The sequence below is a fragment of the Corallococcus sicarius genome, from assembly GCF_003611735.1.
Classification (GTDB): domain Bacteria; phylum Myxococcota; class Myxococcia; order Myxococcales; family Myxococcaceae; genus Corallococcus; species Corallococcus sicarius.
In genome coordinates this window covers 1-17,060 of record NZ_RAWG01000205.1, presented here as the reverse complement: position 1 = coordinate 17,060, position 17,060 = coordinate 1, and the positions used below count along the sequence as shown (strand labels likewise).

Below are 17,060 nucleotides of genomic sequence, written 5' to 3'. Positions count from 1 at the left end.
GGACAGGCCGCCCGCCCCCTCCAGCTTGGGGGCGAGGAACAGGGCGAGCGCATCCGCCAGGCGCTCGCGCAAGAGCGTGCCGTACATCCCCGCCCCGCCCTCCACCAGCACGTGGCTGAGCCCCTCCTTCGCCACGCGGCGCAGCACGGCCTTCAGGTCCACGCGGTCCTGCTTCGCGCGCACGTGCCAGACCTCCACGCCCTGCGCGAGGAAGCGCCGCGCCCGCCGCCCCTCCGGGTCCTCCAGCGTGGCCACGACGGTGCGCGCGGCGCTGCGCAGGTTGAAGACGGTGTGCCCGGGCGACAGCTTGAGGTGCGAGTCCACCACCACGCGCACCGGGTCCTTGCCCCCACCGCCGGGCAGCCGGGTGGTGAGCTGCGGGTCGTCCATGCGCACAGTGTTGGCGCCCACGAGGATGGCGTCCACCTGGTCGCGCAGCCGGTGCACCCAGGCGCGCGAGGCCTCGCCCGTCACCCAGCGGGAGTCGCCGCTCGGCGCGGCGATCTTCCCGTCCAGCGTCGCCGCGGCCTTGAGCGTCACCCAGGGCAAGCCCGTGCGCATGACCTTGAAGAAGGGCCGGTTGAGCGCGTCCGCCTCGTCCTGGAGGACGTGCGTCACCACCGCGACGCCGCCGCGCTTGAGCCGGTTGAGCCCCTTGCCGCTCACCAGCGGGTTCGGATCCGACGACGCGCTGAACACGCGCCGCACGCCGGCCTCCAGCACCGCGAGGCTGCACGGCGGGGTGCGCCCGTAGTGGTCGCATGGCTCCAGCGTCGTGTAGAGGTCCGCGCCGCGCGCCTTGGAGCCGGCGGCCTCCAGCGCGACGACTTCGGCGTGCGCCGTGCCGGCCTTCCTGTGGTGGCCGCGCGCGATGATTCTGCCGCCCTTCACCAGCACCGCCCCCACCACGGGGTTGGGGCTGGTGCGGCCCAGACCCTTGGCGGCCTCCTCCAGCGCGATGCGCATGAAGAACTCGGCCACCGCGCGGTCGAAGTCCGCCGCGCGCTTCGCCCGGGGCGTCTTCGCAGCCTGCAACCGTCCCCGCGTGAGCAAGCGCATACCGCCCTTCCTAACCGTCCTTGGGCGGAGTCGAAGGTGGCTTCACCTTGCGCTCACGCTCCTGGTCCTCGAGCAGGTCCTTCAGCTCATGCATGAACTCGGAGATGTCCCGGAAGCTGCGGTACACCGACGCGAAGCGCACATAGGCCACCTCGTCGAGTTGCTGCAACCGCCGCATCACCTGCTCTCCAATGGAGGACGAGGGCACTTCCTTCTCCCCCATCCCCTGGAGCATCCGTTCGATGTCCTCCACCGTCTCTTCCAGCTGCGCGGCGGACACCGGGCGCTTCTCGCAGGCCTTCTTCAGGCCGTTGAGCATCTTCTCCCGGTCGAACGCCTCGCGCCGCCCGTCCTTCTTCACGATGAGCGGGTAGAGTTCCTCCACCCGCTCGTACGTGGTGAAGCGTCGCTTGCAGGCCAGGCACTCGCGGCGCCGTCGGATGACGGAGCCCTCATGCGACTCTCGCGAGTCGATGACCTTGTTCTCCGCGTCCTGGCAGAAGGGGCAGCGCACGGGCGGGTTACTTCAACCGCGAGGCGTACAGCGGGAAGCCCTGGGAAAGCTCCGTCACCTGGCCGCGCACCCGCGCGAGCCCCGCGTCGTCCTGGGCGCTGTCCAGGGCCTGCCCGATGAGCCGGCCCACCACCGCCATCTCCGCCTCGCGCATGCCGCGCGTGGTGATGGCGGGCGTGCCCACCCGGACGCCAGAGGTCACCATCGGCTTCTCCGGGTCGAAGGGGATCATGTTCTTGTTCACGGTGATGCCCGCCTTGCCGAGCACCTCCTCGGCCACCTTGCCGTTGAGCTTCTTCGGGCGCAGGTCCACCAGCATCAGGTGGTTGTCCGTGCCGCCCGAGCACAGCCGCAGGCCCGCGGACTTCAGCGCCTCCGCCAGCGCCTGGGCGTTGGCGACGATCTGCTTCTGGTACGCCTTGAACTCCGGCGTCAGCGCTTCCTTGAAGGCCACCGCCTTGCCCGCGATGGCGTGCATCAGCGGGCCGCCCTGGATGCCGGGGAAGATCTGGCTGTTGATGCTCTTGGCGAAGGCCTCGCGGCTCAGCACCATGCCGCCGCGCGGCCCGCGCAGCGTCTTGTGCGTGGTGGTGGTGACGATTTCAGCGAAGGGCACCGGGGACGGGTGCACGCCCGCAGCGACGAGCCCCGCGATGTGGGCCATGTCCACCAGCATCGCGGCGCCCGCCTTGTCGGCGATCTCCCGGAACTTCGCGAAGTCGAGCGTGCGCGGGTAGGCGCTCGCGCCCACCACCAGCACCTTCGGCTTGTGCTCCAGCGCCAGCGCCTCCACCTGCGCGAAGTCGATGGTCTCCGTGTCGCGCGTCAGGCCGTAGTGGACGACCTTGTAGAGCTTGCCGGAGAAGTTGAACGCCGCGCCGTGGGTGAGGTGGCCGCCGGAGTTCAGGTCCAGCGACAGCATGGTGTCGCCGGTCTTCATGAGGGCCATGAAGGCGCCCATGTTGGCCTGGCTGCCGGAGTGCGCCTGCACGTTGGCGGCCTCCGCGCCGAACAGCTCCTTCGCGCGGTTGATGGCCAGCGTCTCCGCCACGTCCACGACTTCGCAGCCGCCGTAGTAGCGCTTGCCGGGGTAGCCTTCCGCGTACTTGTTGGTGAGCACGGAGCCCACCGCCTCCATCACCGCGGGGCTGACGAAGTTCTCCGAGGCGATGAGCTCCAGGCCCTCTTCCTGACGCTCGGTCTCCTGACGGAGCACCTGGGCGATTTCGGGGTCCACCTGGGCCAGCGTGCGGGTGTTCTCCATGGGGGTTGCCTCCTGGCGACAAAAGGGGACAGCAGTGGGACGTCGGACTTCAGCGCTGCTGCGCTTCGACGTCGCGGATCTTCTGGACGCGCTTCTCGTGACGGCCGCCCTCGAAGGCGGTGGAGAGGAAGGCCTCCAGGATGCCCCGCGCCACGCCGGCGCCCACCACGCGCTGGCCCAAGCACAGCACGTTGGCGTCGTTGTGCGCGCGCGTCATCCGCGCCTCGAACTCCGTGGTGCACAGGGCCGCGCGCACGCCCCGGTGCTTGTTGGCCACGATGCTCATGCCAATGCCGGTGCCGCACACCAGCACGCCCAGCGTGCCGGCGTCCGCGACCACGGCCCGCGCCACCTGCGAGGCGAAGTCCGGGTAGTCCACGGACTCGCGCGTGTGGGGGCCCAGGTCCTCGAACGCGGTGCCGCGCTCCTTCAGGAGGGCGACCAGTTCCTGGCGCAGCTCGATGCCCGCGTGGTCCGAGGCAAGGATGACTTTCAAGACCGGACTCCAAGGCGGCGCCCGCTTGGAGGGCGGGGCCTGGAAGCGAAGGCCCCTGCCCGCCGCCCCGCCTTCGCGGGAGCAGCGGGCCGGAAGGCCGTCAGGCGAAGCGCTTGAACACCAACACCGCGTTGGTGCCACCGAAGCCGAACGAGTTGCTCATCACCGCGTCCACCCGGGCCTCGCGCGCCGTGTTGGGCACGTAGTCCAGGTCGCAGTCAGGGTCCGGCGTCGTCTGGTTGATGGTGGGCGGCAGCACGTTGTGCGTGAGCACCCGCACGCTGACCACCGCCTCCGCGCCACCCGCCGCGCCGAGCATGTGGCCCGTCATGGACTTGGTGGACGACACCGCCAGCTTGCGCGCATGGGCGCCGAACACGGCCTTGAGGGCCTTGGTCTCGTTGGCGTCGTTGAACGGCGTGGAGGTGCCGTGGGCGTTGATGTAGCCCACCTCCTCCGGCCGCATGCCCGCGGACTGGAGCGCCAGCCGCATGCAGCGCGCCGCGCCCTCGCCCTCCGGGGCCGGCTGGGTGACGTGGTAGGCGTCCGAGTTGGCGCCGTAGCCCACGACCTCCGCGAGGATGTTGGCGCCGCGCTTCTTCGCGGCCTCCATCTCCTCCAGGATGACGATGCCCGCGCCCTCGCCCATCACGAACCCGTCGCGGTCCTTGTCGAAGGGACGGCTGGAACCGGCAGGGTCGTCGTTGCGCGTGGACAGGGCCTTCATCACGGAGAAGCCGCCCAGGCCCAGCGGGGTGATGGCCGCCTCCGCGCCGCCCGCGATGGCCGCGTCCGTCTCACCCAGGCGGATGGACTTCCAGGCCTCGCCGATGGCGTGGGCGCTGGTGGCGCACGCGGACACCGGGGCCCAGTTGGGCCCCTTGCAGTTGTAGCGCATGGAGATGAGCCCAGGCGCCATGTTGACGATCATCTGGATGATGAAGAAGGGCGACAGCCGGTCAAACCCCTTCTCCAGCCCCTTGCGGTGCTGCTCCTCGAGCGAGGAGATGCCTCCGATGCCGGAGCCCACGATGACGCCCACGCGCTCCGGGTTGTAGCCATGGGGCGCGTCGGGGCCGATGGGCAGGCCCGACTCCTTCACCGCCATGTCGGCCGCGGCCATCGCGTACTGGGCGAACAGGTCCATCCGGCGCACCTCGCGCCTGTCGATGAACTGCTCGGGCTGGAAGTCCTTCACCTCGCCCGCGATGCGCGCGTCGATCTTCCCCGGATCGAAACGGGTGACCGGACCGATGCCGGATTGGCCGGCCAAGAGGGCCTGCCAGTTCTTCTCGGTGCCGGTTCCCAGCGCTGAAATCATGCCGGTTCCGGTGATGACGACTCGACGGTTTGACACGTTTCTTCTCCGCTGACCGCGATGGGGCGCGGAGCGCCAGTGGAAAGGACGCTCCCAGTGGCCCCGACACTCCGGGTGTCGCGGCTGCTACTTCTTGTGGGTGTTCACGTAGTTCACGGCGTCGCCGACGGTCTTGATGTTCTCCGCCTCGTCGTCGGGAATCTCGACCTCGAACTCCTCCTCCATCGCCATCACGAGCTCGACGATGTCGAGGCTGTCCGCGCCCAGGTCTTCGATGAAGGAGGACGCGAGCGTGATCTCATCCTCTCCCACCCCGAGCTGGTCGGCGATGATGGACTTGATCTTGGCTTCGATGGGTGAAGTCGACATAAGTGTGGGACCCTCCAGCAACCAGATGGGGCGCCGCCTTGACTCGGGCGGGCCGTCTTAAAGGCCGGCGCGGTATATCCCACGCCCGGCGGCAATCCAACCTTGGCTTACATGTACATGCCGCCGTTGACCTTCAGGACCTCGCCGGTGATGTAGGACGCCGCATCACTCGCGAGGAACAACACGGCCCCGGCGACCTCCTCCGGGTTGCCCAGGCGGGCCAGCGCGATACCGGACACCATCTTCTGGCGCAGCTCGTCGTCCAGGTGCGACGTCATGTCCGTCCCGATGAAGCCCGGGGACACGGCATTGACCCGGATGTTGCGGCTGGCCAGCTCCTTGGCCACCGACTTGGTCAGGCCGATAAGCCCCGCCTTGGAGGCCGAGTAGGCGGCCTGGCCGGGGTTGCCCATCTCCCCCACGACCGAGGTGAGGTTGATGATGGCGCCGCTCTTCTGCTTCATCATCGGGCGGCTGACGGCGCGAATCAGGGCGAAGGCGCCCTTGAGGTTGGTGTCCAGCTGCCGGTCCCAGTCCTCGTCCTTCATGCGCATGACAAGCCCGTCCACCGCGACGCCCGCGTTGTTCACGAGCACGTCCAGCCGCCCGTGCGTCTTGAGGACGCCCTCCACGGCGCCGGCGCACGCGGCGGTGTCCGCCACGTCGAAGCGGAGGGCCTCCGCCTTGGCGCCCGCCTGCTGGAGCAGCCCCACGGTCTCCGTGGCGGCGGCCTCGTTGCCCACGTAGCTGATGACGACGGTGGCCGCGCCCGCGTTCGCGAAGGCCAGCGCGCACGCCCGGCCGATGCCGCGCGAGCCGCCCGTCACCAGCACCACCTTGTCCTTGAAGCCGCTCATGCTGCCCCCAGCGCGGCGAGCACCTTCTCCAGGCTCGCGGCGTTTTCGACGTTGAACGATTCGATGTCCTTGGTGATGCGCTTGATGAGGCCGCCCAGCACCTTGCCCGGCCCCAGCTCCACCACGTGCGTGACGCCGTGGGCCTTCAGCGCCTCCACGCACTCGATCCAGCGCACGGGCGCGCTCACCTGCGCGAGCAGCAGCGGCACCACGCGCGCGACGTCCGTGTAGGGCTGGGCCTCCACGTTGCTCACCACCGGGACGCGCGGCGCCTGGATGCGGACGCCCGCGAGCACCTCCGCGAGCCTCGGCTTCACGGGGTCCATCAGCGCGCAGTGGAAGGGCGCGGAGACGGGCAGCGGCATCACCCGCTTGGCCCCGGCCTCCTTGCACCTGGCGCCCGCGCGCTCCACCGCGGCCGCGTGGCCGGCGATGACGGTCTGCTCGGGCGAGTTGTAGTTGGCGGGCGAGACAATCTGCCCCTCCGCCGCGGCCTCACAGGCGGCCCTCACCGCGTCCGGAGCCAGGCCCAGGATGGCCGCCATCGCGCCCACGCCCGCGGGCACCGCCTCCTGCATGAACGTGCCGCGCGCGCGCACCGCCCGCGCCGCGTCCTGGAGTTCCATCGCGCCAGCGGCCACGAGCGCGGAGTACTCCCCCAGCGAGTGGCCCGCGACGAACGCGGGGGCCGGGCCGCGCTTCTGGAACACCGCGTGCACCGCGGCCGACACCGTGAGGATGGCCGGCTGGGTGGTGGCGGTGAGCTTCAGCGCGTCCTCCGGGCCCGTGAAGCAGGTGGTGGAGAGCTTTTCGCCCAGCGCGTCATCCACGGCGTCGAAGACGGCCCGCGCTTCGGGGAACTGCTCGTAGAGGTCCTTGCCCATCCCCACGGCCTGGCTGCCCTGCCCGGGAAACACGAACGCGACCTTCGCCATGTTGCGGTCCTTCCTTGTGTCGTCCTGCCTACCAGCGCACCACCGCGCTGCCCCACGCCATGCCCGCGCCAATGGCCATCATCGCGATGACGTCACCGCGCTTCAGGCGGCCAGCGCGCCAGGCTTCATCCAGCGACATGGGCAGCGAGGCGGACGACGTGTTGCCGTACTTGTGCAGGTTGAGCCAGCATTTTTCCCGCGGAATCTCCAGGCGCTCCAGCACGGCTTCCAGGATTCGCAGGTTGGCCTGATGCGCGATGACATGGTCCACCTGCCCTGGCGTCATTCCATGGGCCCCCAAGGACGTCTGGGTGGATTCCACCAGCGCGCGCACCGCGAAGCGGAACACCTCCTTCCCGTTCATCTTGAGCTTGTGGAGTTTTGCATCCACGTTGTCCGCGGTGACGGGGGTGCGAGAGCCTCCCCCGGGGATGCAGAGGAGGTCCGCCAGCGAGCCGTCGGTGCGCAGGTGGGTGGAGAGGATGCCGCGCGGCGCCATGGCGCCCGGCTCGGAGTCCGCGCCCAGCACCAGCGCGCCCGCGCCGTCCCCGAAGAGGACGCAGGTGTTGCGGTCGGTCCAGTCCACCGTGCGGGAGAGCACGTCCGCGCCCACGACGAGGGCCCGCTTCACCTGCCCCGTGCGCACGAATTGATCCGCCACGCTCAGGGCGTACAGGGCCCCGGCGCAGGCGGCGGACACGTCGAAGGCGAAGGCGCGCCGCGCGCCCAGCTTCGCCTGCACCAGCGCGGCGCAGGACGGCATGGGCATGTCCGGGGTGACGGTGCCCACGACGATGAGGTCCACGTCCTCCGGGGAGACGCCCGCCATCTCCAGGGCCTGGCGGGAGGCCTGCACGGCCAGGTCGCTCGTCGCCTCGTCCGGCGCGGCCTGACGGCGCTCCTGGATGCCGGTGCGCTCGCGGATCCATGCGTCGGACGTGTCGACGAGCTGCTCCAGGTCCTGGTTGGTCAGGACCCGCGAGGGGGCATAGGAGCCGGTTCCGAGAATCTGGGTACAGGGCACGAGGTCTCTCCGGGAGTCGTCGGTACCCAACGCCCGGGCCTCGCGCTCTAATCAGGAACCTCTTCCGCTTCGTGCTTCCTTCCCCTCGGGTGCGGAGGGAGCCAGGAAGCCGCGTTGGCAATGCAGCGCGTCAGCTCCTCCTGCACGCCCGCGCGCACATGCTGCAGCGCGGTGACGAGCGCGTTGTGGATGGCGCGAGGGGACGACCGGCCGTGGGCGACGATGCCCACCCCCTGGAGGCCCAGGAGGGGCGCGCCGCCGTACTCGGCGTAGTCCATGACGCGCCGCAGGCCCGCCAGGGTGGGCTTGAGGAGCAGCGCCCCCAGCTTCTCCGGCAGGCCGCCGCGCTTCTCGATGGCCTGACGCAGCAGGCCGGTGATGCCCATGCCCACGCCTTCGGAAGTTTTGAGGACGATGTTCCCCGTGAAGCCGTCGGTGACGACGACCTCCACGTCCCCGGAGAACAGGTCCTTGCCCTCCACGTAGCCCACGAACTCCAGGTCCGAGCCGCGCAGGAGCGCGCTGGCGTCCCGCGTCAACTGGGTGCCCTTGGAGGGCTCCTCCCCGTTGGAGAGGATGGCCACGCGGGGGCGCTTCACGCCCAGGCGGGTGCGCAGGTAGGCCTCGCCGAGCACGGCGAACTGGGCCAGGTGCGAGGGGCGGCAGTCCACGTTGGCGCCCGCGTCCAGCAGCAGGCAGCGGCCGTTGCCCTTGAGGGCCGGGAAGAGGGCCGCGATGGCGGGACGCTCCACGCCAGGGATGCGGCCGAGCGTCATCATGCCGCCGGCCATCACCGCGCCGGAGTTGCCGGCGGAGACCAGGGCGGACGCCTCCCCTTGCCGGACGAGCGCGAAGCCCACCCGGAGCGAGGAGTCCCGCTTGCGTCGGAACGCAGCGGAGGCGGGGTCGTCCATCTCCACCACTTCCGACGCGTGGTGGAGCTGGACGTTTGCGGGGCTACCGGCGCGCTCCAGGAGGGGGCGCACACGCGTGGCGTCCCCGACCAGCACGAGTTCGTGCCCGGGATACGCTCGCGCGAAAAGCACGCCTCCTTCCACGACGGCGTCAGGGGCGTGGTCGCCACCCATCGCGTCGAGGACGAGCCGCACCGGCGTCATCCGCCTTTCAGCTACTCGGCGGCGGTCGCGATGACTTCACGGCCCCCGTAGTTGCCACAGGCCGCGCAGGCGCGGTGCGGCATCACGGGCTCCTTGCACTTGGAGCACTTGATGACCTGCACGGGGGTCCGCAGGTTGTTGTTGCCCGCCCGACGACGGTCCCGGCGCATCTTCGACGTCCGCTTCTTGGGAACTCCCACGACTCACCTCGGCATCGGACCCGTCCCCCCTCGCGGCTTGCGAGGGGCATAGGGACCGTCAGTTCAGCTTGATGTTCATCAGCGGCGCCAGTCGAGGGTCAGCGACCTTCGGCGTGCATCCGCACTTCGTATCATTGAGGTTCTGGCCGCACTGCGAGCAGAGCCCCTGGCAGTCATCCCGGCAGACCGCGTTCATCGGGAGCGCGAGCAATACCTGTTCTCGGACGATCGGATCCAGATCGATCGTCTTTCCGTCGAACAGCTGCTCGTCCGCGTCGTTGATTTCGAAGGTGCCGCCCGACTCGCCCTGGACGCGCTCCTTCTTCTCCATGTGCTTCTCGTCGGCGTCCTTGAAGTCATCTCCCCGGGCCAGCGACTCCGGCACCAGGTTGATGGTGAAGGACACCGGCAGCTCCATCTTCACGTCGGTGAGGCAGCGCTTGCAGGGGGCCGTCACGCTGAGCGTGAACTGGCCCTGCAGCAGCACACCGCCACTGAGCTTGCGCAGCGAGGCATGGAGCGTCGACGGTTGGGTCGCCTGGAAGCCGGTGTCATGACCTGACGCCGACCCGCTCAGGACCTCCGACAGGAGCCCAAGAGCGATGGGCTCATCGAGCTTCAGCCCCGCGTCTTTGATTTGTTCAATCTTTACGAGCATCTACAAGGCTTCCCGTCAAAAGGGCGCGCAACATAGAGGGACTCCCCCCTTCAGTCAACACGCCGGATTATCACCGCGGCCTCCAGACGGCCCCTGGCTCCCGTCGCTGACGGAGGCCTTCATCGCATGGATCCCTTCAACAGCGCTCTGGTAGGTTTCCATCTGATGCGCGTCCCCGCCCGAGGTTGGCCGGGCGCACTCTGCGTCGGGGGCTCGGGCTGATGCTCGCCCTGTCGGCGCAGGCCCATGCGCCCCTTCCCACGGCCCCCTCCTCCAGTTTGGCCCGGCGAGCCCCGCCATCAGTGACCCGGCGCAACGGCACCGAACCGCAGCGCACCTGGCTCCAGCGTTGAAGGAAGGGCCGCCCCCGTCCTGTCCGTTGAAGGGGGGAGGCGGGCAGGCACGGCGCGCGGATGTCACATGGTTGTCCCGAGCGGGCCGGAACGAATCTGTTACGGGACGCCACGCATTCCATCCCCCTCGCGGGAGCACCTTTCATGGCGCGCATCCTCATCATCGAGGACGAGCAGGACCTGGCCGGCCTCGTTGACTACAACCTCCGCGCGGCGGGCTTCGAGACCGACACCGCGAACACCGGCGCCGGGGGCCTCGCCCGGGCCCGCGCGCAGCCGCCGGACCTGGTGCTGCTGGACCTGATGCTCCCGGACGTGGCGGGCAGCGAGGTGCTGCGCATGCTCAAGAACGACCCGGAGCTCAAGAAGGCCGCGGTCGTCATCGTCAGCGCCAAGGGCCAGGAGGCCGACCGCATCCAGGGCCTGGAGCTGGGCGCGGACGACTACGTGGTGAAGCCCTTCTCCGTGCGCGAGCTGCTCCTGCGCGTGAAGGCCGTGCTGCGCCGCGCGGACGCGGAAGAAGGCCCCGCCGCGGTGCTGGGCGCGGGGGACATCAGCCTGGACACGTCGCGCCACCAGGTGCGCGTCAAGGGCGAGGAGGTGGTGCTCACCGCACTGGAGTTCCGCCTGCTGCGCACCCTGCTGGAGCGCAGCGACCGCGTGCAGACGCGCGAGGTGCTGCTGTCCGACGTCTGGGGCATCCAGGCGGAGATCCACACCCGCACCGTGGACACGCACATCAAGCGCCTGCGCGAGAAGCTGGGCCCCGCGGGCGACATCATCGAGACCGTGCGCGGCGTGGGCTACAAGCTCAGCCCTCCCTGAACCTCCGCCATGCCCCTGCGCTCCACGCTCCTGGCCCTGCTGGTCCCCGCCCTCCTCGTCTCCGCGCTGCTCGTCCTCTTCGGACATCCGGCGGGCGCGCTCGCCGCGGGGCTCATCACGCTCGCGGGCTCCGCGCTGGCGCTGGGGACGAGCCGCGTGGCGATGGACCGCCAGCTGCGCGCCCTGACCCAGAAGACGCAGTCGCTGGCCGAAGGGGTGATGCTCCTGCCCCCCGCCGCCCTGGAGCGCACCGACGACCTGGCCCAGCTGGAAGACGCCATCGACACGCTGGACGACCGGCTGTCCACGCGCAACGCGGCGCTCAACCAGGAGGCCCGCATCCTCACCGCCGTGCTGGACGGCATGGCCGAGGGCCTGTGGGTGACGGACGCGGAGGGCACCGTGGTGCGTCACAACGACGCGTTGGCGGAGATGCTCCGGCCCGCGCAGGGCGCCATCGTGGGCCAGCGGCCGCTCGCGCTGATCCGCAACGAGGCCCTCAATGACGCGGTGGCCCGCGCCTGCCAGGAGGGCGCGTCGGCGCGGCTGGAGCTGACGCTCGAGGGCCTGTTCTCCCGCACGCTGGCCGTACGGGTGACCCCCGTGGGACGCGACCTGCCCGGCAGCGCCGCCGTCTTCCACGACGTCACCGAGCTGCGAAGGCTGGAGAAGGTCCGCAAGGACTTCGTCGCCAACGTCTCCCACGAGCTGCGCACGCCCATCACCGCCATCCGGGGCTACGCGGAGACGCTCCAGGGCGGCGCGCTGAACGACGCGCAGGCGGCGCCCCGGATGGTGGAGATCATCCACCGCCAGTCCGAACGCCTCTCCGAGCTGGTGGAGGACCTGCTGGAGCTGTCCCGCCTGGAGTCTCGCGAGATGACCTTCCAGCGCACCGAGGTCCCCCTCGCGCTGGCCGTGTCCCGCGCCGCGGAAGGCGTGCGCCCCAAGGCCGAGGGCAAGAACCAGCACATCGGCCTCCACGTCCCGCCGGAGCTCGTGGCCCTGGGCGACGGGCGCGCCATCGAGCAGGTGCTCCTCAACCTCCTCGACAACGCGGTGAAGTACACGCCCGCCGGTGGACGGGTGGACGTGGACGGTGCGTATGAGGGCGGCCGCTGCGTGGTGCGCGTGCGCGACACAGGCGTGGGAATCGAGTCCAAGCACCTTTCCCGGATTTTCGAGCGATTCTACCGGGTGGACAAGGGTCGCAGCCGGGACATGGGTGGAACGGGACTGGGCCTTTCCATCGTGAAGCACCTGATGGGCGCGATGGATGGCGAGGTGAAGGTGGAGAGCCAGCCGAACGCGGGCAGCACCTTCGTCATTTTTCTACCCTCAGCGGCTGGCCCGACGGCGGCGACGGGCTAGGATGGGGGCGGCCATGCGGGTCGCCATCCTCGCGGACATTCACGGAAACCTTCCGGCCTGCGAGGCCGTGCTGGACGACATCACCAAATCGGTGGCGCCGGATTACATCGTCGCGGCCGGAGACCTGGCCCTGCGCGGCGCCCATCCGCGTGAGACGGTGGAGCTGCTCTTCAGCCGCTGCCACGCGCTCATCATGGGCAACACGGACGCGTACCTCGCCGGCAACTACCTGGGCGGCGCGTACCGCGAGCGGGATCACTGGAAGACGGAGCTCTTGCGCTGGACGCGCGACCAGCTGGGCGAAACGCTGCTCCAGCAGTTGGGACAGATGCCCTTCTCCCTGCGCTACACGCCGCGCAAGGGGCAGGACCTGTTCATCTGCCACGCCAACCCGCGCAACCTGGAAGAGTCGTTGGACCCCACGCTGGACGACCACGCCGTGCGCCGCTTCTTCACGCACCTGGACGCGGCCGCGTGCGCCTTCGGCCACCTGCACTTCCCCTACCGGCGGCGCGTGGGCCGGATGCTCATCGCGGACGTGGCCAGCGCCGGCATCCCGCGCGATGGCGACCTGCGCCCCGCCTACGGCGTCTTCACCTTCACCCCCAAGGGCTGGCGCGTGCAGATCCGCCGCGTGCGCTACCCGGTGCGCAAGGCCACCCAGGCCCTCACCGCGCGCCGCGTGCCCGGGGGACCGCTGCTCATCCACAAGCTCGTGGAGGCGAGATACCGCCACCACAACGCCCTGATGGAGGCCGCGCGGCGGCACTCGGGGCTGCCGCCGCCGGGCCCCGTGCTGCGTCCTCCTCCCGGCGCCCCCGGCTCCGCGCGGCCGGCCGTCGCCGCGCCCTTCGAGAACGGCCCGCCCTCCGAAATCGACCCGTCCACGCTGCCCACCGACATGGACGGCACCGTGACGGGCGCGGCGCCGCTGCCGCTCGACGCGCTCAACGACCTGGACGGGTGAGCCTTCCGCCCACCGGGTAGGTGCGCGTGGCAAGGGCCCGTCCGGGAATGGACAGGCCCGCCACCGCTTCTGACGGACAGCGGGCGCTTCGTTGCGTGAATCGCGTCCTGGCGTTCGCACGCACAGGTGCGGACCGGCGCCGGGAGCCTTAGCAACGAGGAGGCGCCGACGCGGGCGACGACATTCACGAGGGAGGGGCCATGGTCTGGTGGACGGTCGGACTGTCGGTGGTCGCGGTAGCGCTGGCCACGGAAGGGGCTCCACCTCCTCCCGCGCTGAGCGCACCCGCCGCCGCGCCCTTCTGCGAGGGCGAATACGCGGACAGCTACAGCGCGCTGTCGCCCCAGGCGCGCGCCTTCGAGCAGTCCGTGAAGAAGAAGTACACGTACTGCGTGCGCAGCACCGCCGTGTACGAGTGCCTGTCCTACGGCGCGGAGGGCAACGTGCGGCGCTCGCGCACGCCGGTGTCCGCGCACGGCACCGCGTTCGCGTACCGGCAGCAGGCCGGGGAGACGCTGCTGCTCACCAACGAGCACGTGGTGGAGTGGCCGGACGTCACCAGCGACGCGCACCCGGTGGAAGGCGTGCCCTCCGGCTGCAAGCGCGTGAAGGACGGGCTCTCCATCGTGGAGAACGAGGCGGACGCGTACGACCGCGATGACATCGCGCTGTCCATGGCGGTGGCGGATCCGCAGCTGGACCTGGCCGTCCTCAAGTCGAAGGCGCCGCTGACGGTGCTGCCATGGAAGGTGGGCCGGAGCGCTGCCCTGCGCGAGCGCGACGTGGTGGACGTGCGCGGCTTCCCCCTGGGCGTCTTCAACGCCACCAACATGGGCAAGGTCATCTCCGCTTACGACCGCGACGAGTACAAGGACTGGTACCACGACGACTTCGTCATCGACGCGCTGCTGTCGCAGGGCAACTCGGGCTCGCCCGTGCTCGCCATCTCCTGCAAGACGGGCGAGTTCGAGCTGGTGGGCGTCTACCACGCGGGCTACTCGCGAGGCAGCGCGCTCAACGTGGTGGTGGGGATTGATCAAGCCCGCGACCTGATGAACAACCTGCGCCGCACGCCCAAGCGCAACGAAGGGACGACGCCCCTGGACGCGCTGGCCCGCGCCCGGGTGGCGAAGCGCGCGGAGGTGTCCGCCACGCCCTTCTTCCCCTTCGGCTCGCGCATCGCGGCGGTGTTCCCGCGCGCGGACGGCACGCTGCTCTTCGCGCTGTACGGCCAGGACTTCCCGCGCCGCGTACACCCGCTCGTCGTGCTGGAGGACCTGCCCGCGGGCTCGGCGGACGGAGGCTTCGGTCGCGCGGGGCGCGTCTGGTTCGGGGGTGAGCGCGGCCTGCTCGAACGTCCTCGCGCGGAACAGGACGCGGAGCTGCAACAGCAGCTGGCCCGACTGCTGGACGCGCTGCGCAGGGACGCCACGCTCGCGTTCTCCTACCAGGACTCCCTGCCCTCCTCCGACGAGTCCCGCCAGACGTTCGACACGGCCGCCCGCCTCAACAAGACGCTGGAGCGGACCATCGTCGCGCACCGCGACCTGAGTGACGCCGCCGCCGAACTGGCGGACCGCTTCGCGCCGGACGTCACCGAGTCCGCCACCCGGACCGAGTCCGTCCTCAAGAACCCGCCGCCTCCCGGCATCCACCTGGGGCTCACCTCCGAACCGCGCGGCGGCGCCCCGGCGGCCGCGCCACCGCCCCGGGACTCCGGAGCGCGCCAGCCCGCACGCACGCCCGGGGGCGAAGGCCCGTCACGCGGCAGGTAGCCCGTCCGTGGACCTGTCGGACAGTCGGACAGGTTGGCAAGCCGGACGCACGGGCCCGGGAAGGCCCTCCGCGCCTTCCCACATTGGACAAGTGTGGAGGCCATGCCCGAACCCGCAGCAGGTGCCGTCCATCCCGACCTGAGGACAGGTGAGCCCTCGCCCTGGTTGCGGCGGATCCTCCGGGGCCTGCTGGGGCAGGAGCGCCGCTTCTGGGTGCTGGTGGTGGGCGTGGGGCTCATCTCCGGACTGGGCGCGGTGGCGCTCCTGGCGGTGCTTCGCTTCACCCAGCACCTGTTCTGGCAGAGCAACACCGAGCACTTGCTCGAAGGCGCGCTCGCCTCGCCGGGCTGGCGCCGGTTCCTCGTGCCGGTGCTGGGCGGCGGGCTGGTGACGCTGGTGTCCCTGCTGGTGGGACAGCCCCTGCGCGGCCACGGCACCGCGGGCATCATCGAATCCATCTGGGTGAAGTCCGGCCGGCTGCCCTTCCCCCGCGCGCTGCTGCGCGGCTTCGTCTCCATCATCGCGGTGGCGCTGGGGGCTCCCCTGGGCCGCGAGGGCGCGCTCCTCCAGACGGGCGCGGCCAGCGGCTCGGCGCTGTCCGGGTGGCTGCGGCTGGGGCCGGGACAGGCGCGGGTCCTCGTCGCTTGCGGCGCTTCGGCGGGCATCGCGTCCGCGTACAACGTCCCCATCGGCGCGGCCCTCTTCGGGCTGGAGGTGCTGCTGGGCAGCTTCGCGCTGGAGCTCTTCGGCCCCATCGTCGTGTCGTGCGTGGTGGCGACGCTCGTGTCGCGCACCCTCATCGCGGATCACCCCAGCTACGTCATCCCCCACTACGCGCTCGTCCACCCGCGCGAGCTGCTGCTGGCCCTCCTCCTGGGCGTGCTCGTGGGGGGAGCCTCCGCGCTCTACGTGCGGGGCATCAACGTCACCTCGGACCTGCTGGACCGCGTGCCCGCGTGGCTCGCCCCCTTCATGCCGCTCGTGGCGATGACGCTCGTGGGCGTCACGGCGCTCGCGGGGCCCTACCTCCTGGGCAACGGCTACGACTCCGTGAACATGGCCCTGCACGGGACGCTGCCCCTGACGCTGCTGCTCCTCCTCCCGCTCGCGAAGCTGGCGGTGACGTCGCTGTGCGCGGGCGCGGGCGTGCCGGGCGGACTCTTCACCCCGTCCCTGTTCTTCGGCGCGCTGCTGGGTGGCGCGTTCGGCATGGGGGTGGAAGAGGTGCTGCCAGGCGGAGTGCCCAGTGGGGCGTACGCGCTGCTCGGCATGGGCGCGGTGCTGGCCGGCACCACGCACGCGTCGGTGTCCGCGGTGTTGATGATCTTCGAGATGACGGGCGACTACGACCTCATCCTGCCCTTGATGCTCGCCGCGGTGGTGGCCGCCGTCGTCAGCCGCCGCCTGGAGCCGGAGTCGCTCTACACCTCCGTGCTCGTGCGCCGCGACGTGCGCGTGCCCGCGTCCGTGCCCCACTGGCTGCGCGAGGAAGGCGTGCGTTCGCTGCTGTCGCCCATCACGCAGCGGGTGCCCCCTTCCGCCCCCTTCAACGAGGTGGTGCTGCTGCTCCTGGAGCAGCCGCCGGGCGTGGACCTGTACGTCACCGACACGGAGGGGCGCCTCTTGGGCGTCATCACCCTGGACGCGCTCAAGGGCCACCTGCCGGACCACTCGCTGCTCCAGGCCACCGTGGCGGCGGACGTGATGGACAGCGGCGTACAGCCCATCACCCCGGACCTGTCGCTCGCGGAGGTGGCGTCGCGGTTGGGTCACACGGAGCTGGAGCGGCTGCCCGTGGTGGACAGCGGCCGGCGCCTGCTGGGCTCGCTCTCCAAGGGCGACCTCCTCAAGCGGGGGCGCTTCTAGATGGAGCCCTGGGCGCGCGCGTGGAGCATCGTCGCGATGAGCGTCCTGTGCGGGGTGCTGGCCTATGTGCTGCTGCGCCCCCCGCCCCACG

At 70.5% G+C, this 17,060-nt stretch carries 17 protein-coding genes; 5 read left to right on the top strand and 12 right to left on the bottom strand.

Going from position 1 to position 17,060, the window contains the following annotated elements:
- The 12 genes from ribD to D7X12_RS27055 all read right to left on the bottom strand — a co-directional run.
- Positions 1–1,059 (bottom strand): bifunctional diaminohydroxyphosphoribosylaminopyrimidine deaminase/5-amino-6-(5-phosphoribosylamino)uracil reductase RibD (gene ribD / locus D7X12_RS27110; RefSeq protein WP_120628168.1); only part of this gene is annotated, 1,059 nt, incomplete at its 3' end.
- A 10-nt stretch (positions 1,060–1,069) separates the two neighbouring features.
- Positions 1,070–1,573 (bottom strand): transcriptional regulator NrdR, encoded by a 504-nt coding sequence (nrdR, locus tag D7X12_RS27105; protein WP_120613337.1) that lies wholly within the window; start codon positions 1,571–1,573, stop codon positions 1,070–1,072.
- Between the two features lie 7 nt (positions 1,574–1,580).
- Positions 1,581–2,837, bottom strand: a complete 1,257-nt coding sequence (gene glyA / locus D7X12_RS27100) for a serine hydroxymethyltransferase (RefSeq protein ID WP_120628167.1) — start codon at positions 2,835–2,837, stop codon at positions 1,581–1,583.
- Positions 2,838–2,886: 49 nt separating this feature from the next.
- Positions 2,887–3,333: a ribose 5-phosphate isomerase B gene (rpiB, locus tag D7X12_RS27095; RefSeq protein WP_120628166.1), complete on the bottom strand. Its 447-nt coding sequence runs from the start codon at positions 3,331–3,333 to the stop codon at positions 2,887–2,889.
- A gap of 100 nt (positions 3,334–3,433) precedes the next feature.
- Positions 3,434–4,690 carry a beta-ketoacyl-ACP synthase II gene (fabF, locus tag D7X12_RS27090; RefSeq protein ID WP_120628165.1) on the bottom strand — a complete coding sequence of 419 codons (1,257 nt, stop codon included), beginning with the start codon at positions 4,688–4,690 and terminating at the stop codon, positions 3,434–3,436.
- An 87-nt stretch (positions 4,691–4,777) separates the two neighbouring features.
- Entirely contained in the window at positions 4,778–5,020 is a 243-nt protein-coding gene (gene acpP, locus D7X12_RS27085) for an acyl carrier protein (protein ID WP_120613333.1), read from the bottom strand.
- Between the two features lie 107 nt (positions 5,021–5,127).
- Positions 5,128–5,877, bottom strand: coding sequence for a 3-oxoacyl-[acyl-carrier-protein] reductase (fabG, locus tag D7X12_RS27080; protein WP_120628164.1), 750 nt, complete (start codon positions 5,875–5,877; stop codon positions 5,128–5,130).
- Entirely contained in the window at positions 5,874–6,812 is a 939-nt protein-coding gene (gene fabD / locus D7X12_RS27075) for an ACP S-malonyltransferase (protein WP_120628163.1), read from the bottom strand. Before fabD ends, fabG begins: the two co-directional genes overlap by 4 nt.
- Before the next feature lie 28 nt (positions 6,813–6,840).
- Positions 6,841–7,836: a beta-ketoacyl-ACP synthase III gene (locus D7X12_RS27070; protein WP_120628162.1), complete on the bottom strand. Its 996-nt coding sequence runs from the start codon at positions 7,834–7,836 to the stop codon at positions 6,841–6,843.
- A gap of 47 nt (positions 7,837–7,883) precedes the next feature.
- Entirely contained in the window at positions 7,884–8,945 is a 1,062-nt protein-coding gene (gene plsX / locus D7X12_RS27065) for a phosphate acyltransferase PlsX (protein WP_120628170.1), read from the bottom strand.
- A 20-nt stretch (positions 8,946–8,965) separates the two neighbouring features.
- Positions 8,966–9,154: a 50S ribosomal protein L32 gene (gene rpmF / locus D7X12_RS27060; RefSeq protein ID WP_014395447.1), complete on the bottom strand. Its 189-nt coding sequence runs from the start codon at positions 9,152–9,154 to the stop codon at positions 8,966–8,968.
- Positions 9,155–9,212: 58 nt separating this feature from the next.
- On the bottom strand, positions 9,213–9,812 hold the full coding sequence (locus tag D7X12_RS27055; protein ID WP_120628161.1) for a YceD family protein: 600 nt from the start codon (positions 9,810–9,812) through the stop codon (positions 9,213–9,215).
- A gap of 497 nt (positions 9,813–10,309) precedes the next feature.
- Here D7X12_RS27055 and D7X12_RS27050 point away from each other — a divergent pair, with 497 nt between their 5' ends.
- The 5 genes from D7X12_RS27050 to D7X12_RS27030 all read left to right on the top strand — a co-directional run bounded on the left by D7X12_RS27050 (position 10,310) and on the right by D7X12_RS27030 (position 16,969).
- On the top strand, positions 10,310–10,990 hold the full coding sequence (locus D7X12_RS27050; RefSeq protein WP_120628160.1) for a response regulator: 681 nt from the start codon (positions 10,310–10,312) through the stop codon (positions 10,988–10,990).
- Positions 10,991–10,999: 9 nt separating this feature from the next.
- On the top strand, positions 11,000–12,361 hold the full coding sequence (locus D7X12_RS27045) for a sensor histidine kinase (RefSeq protein ID WP_120628159.1): 1,362 nt from the start codon (positions 11,000–11,002) through the stop codon (positions 12,359–12,361).
- A gap of 13 nt (positions 12,362–12,374) precedes the next feature.
- Positions 12,375–13,328 (top strand): metallophosphoesterase family protein, encoded by a 954-nt coding sequence (locus D7X12_RS27040; protein ID WP_120628158.1) that lies wholly within the window; start codon positions 12,375–12,377, stop codon positions 13,326–13,328.
- A gap of 200 nt (positions 13,329–13,528) precedes the next feature.
- Complete coding sequence (locus D7X12_RS27035) at positions 13,529–15,103, top strand: S1C family serine protease (protein WP_120628157.1); 1,575 nt, start codon at positions 13,529–13,531, stop codon at positions 15,101–15,103.
- 102 nt (positions 15,104–15,205) lie between these two features.
- Complete coding sequence (locus D7X12_RS27030) at positions 15,206–16,969, top strand: chloride channel protein (RefSeq protein ID WP_120628169.1); 1,764 nt, start codon at positions 15,206–15,208, stop codon at positions 16,967–16,969.
- The last annotated feature ends 91 nt before the right edge of the window (positions 16,970–17,060 follow it).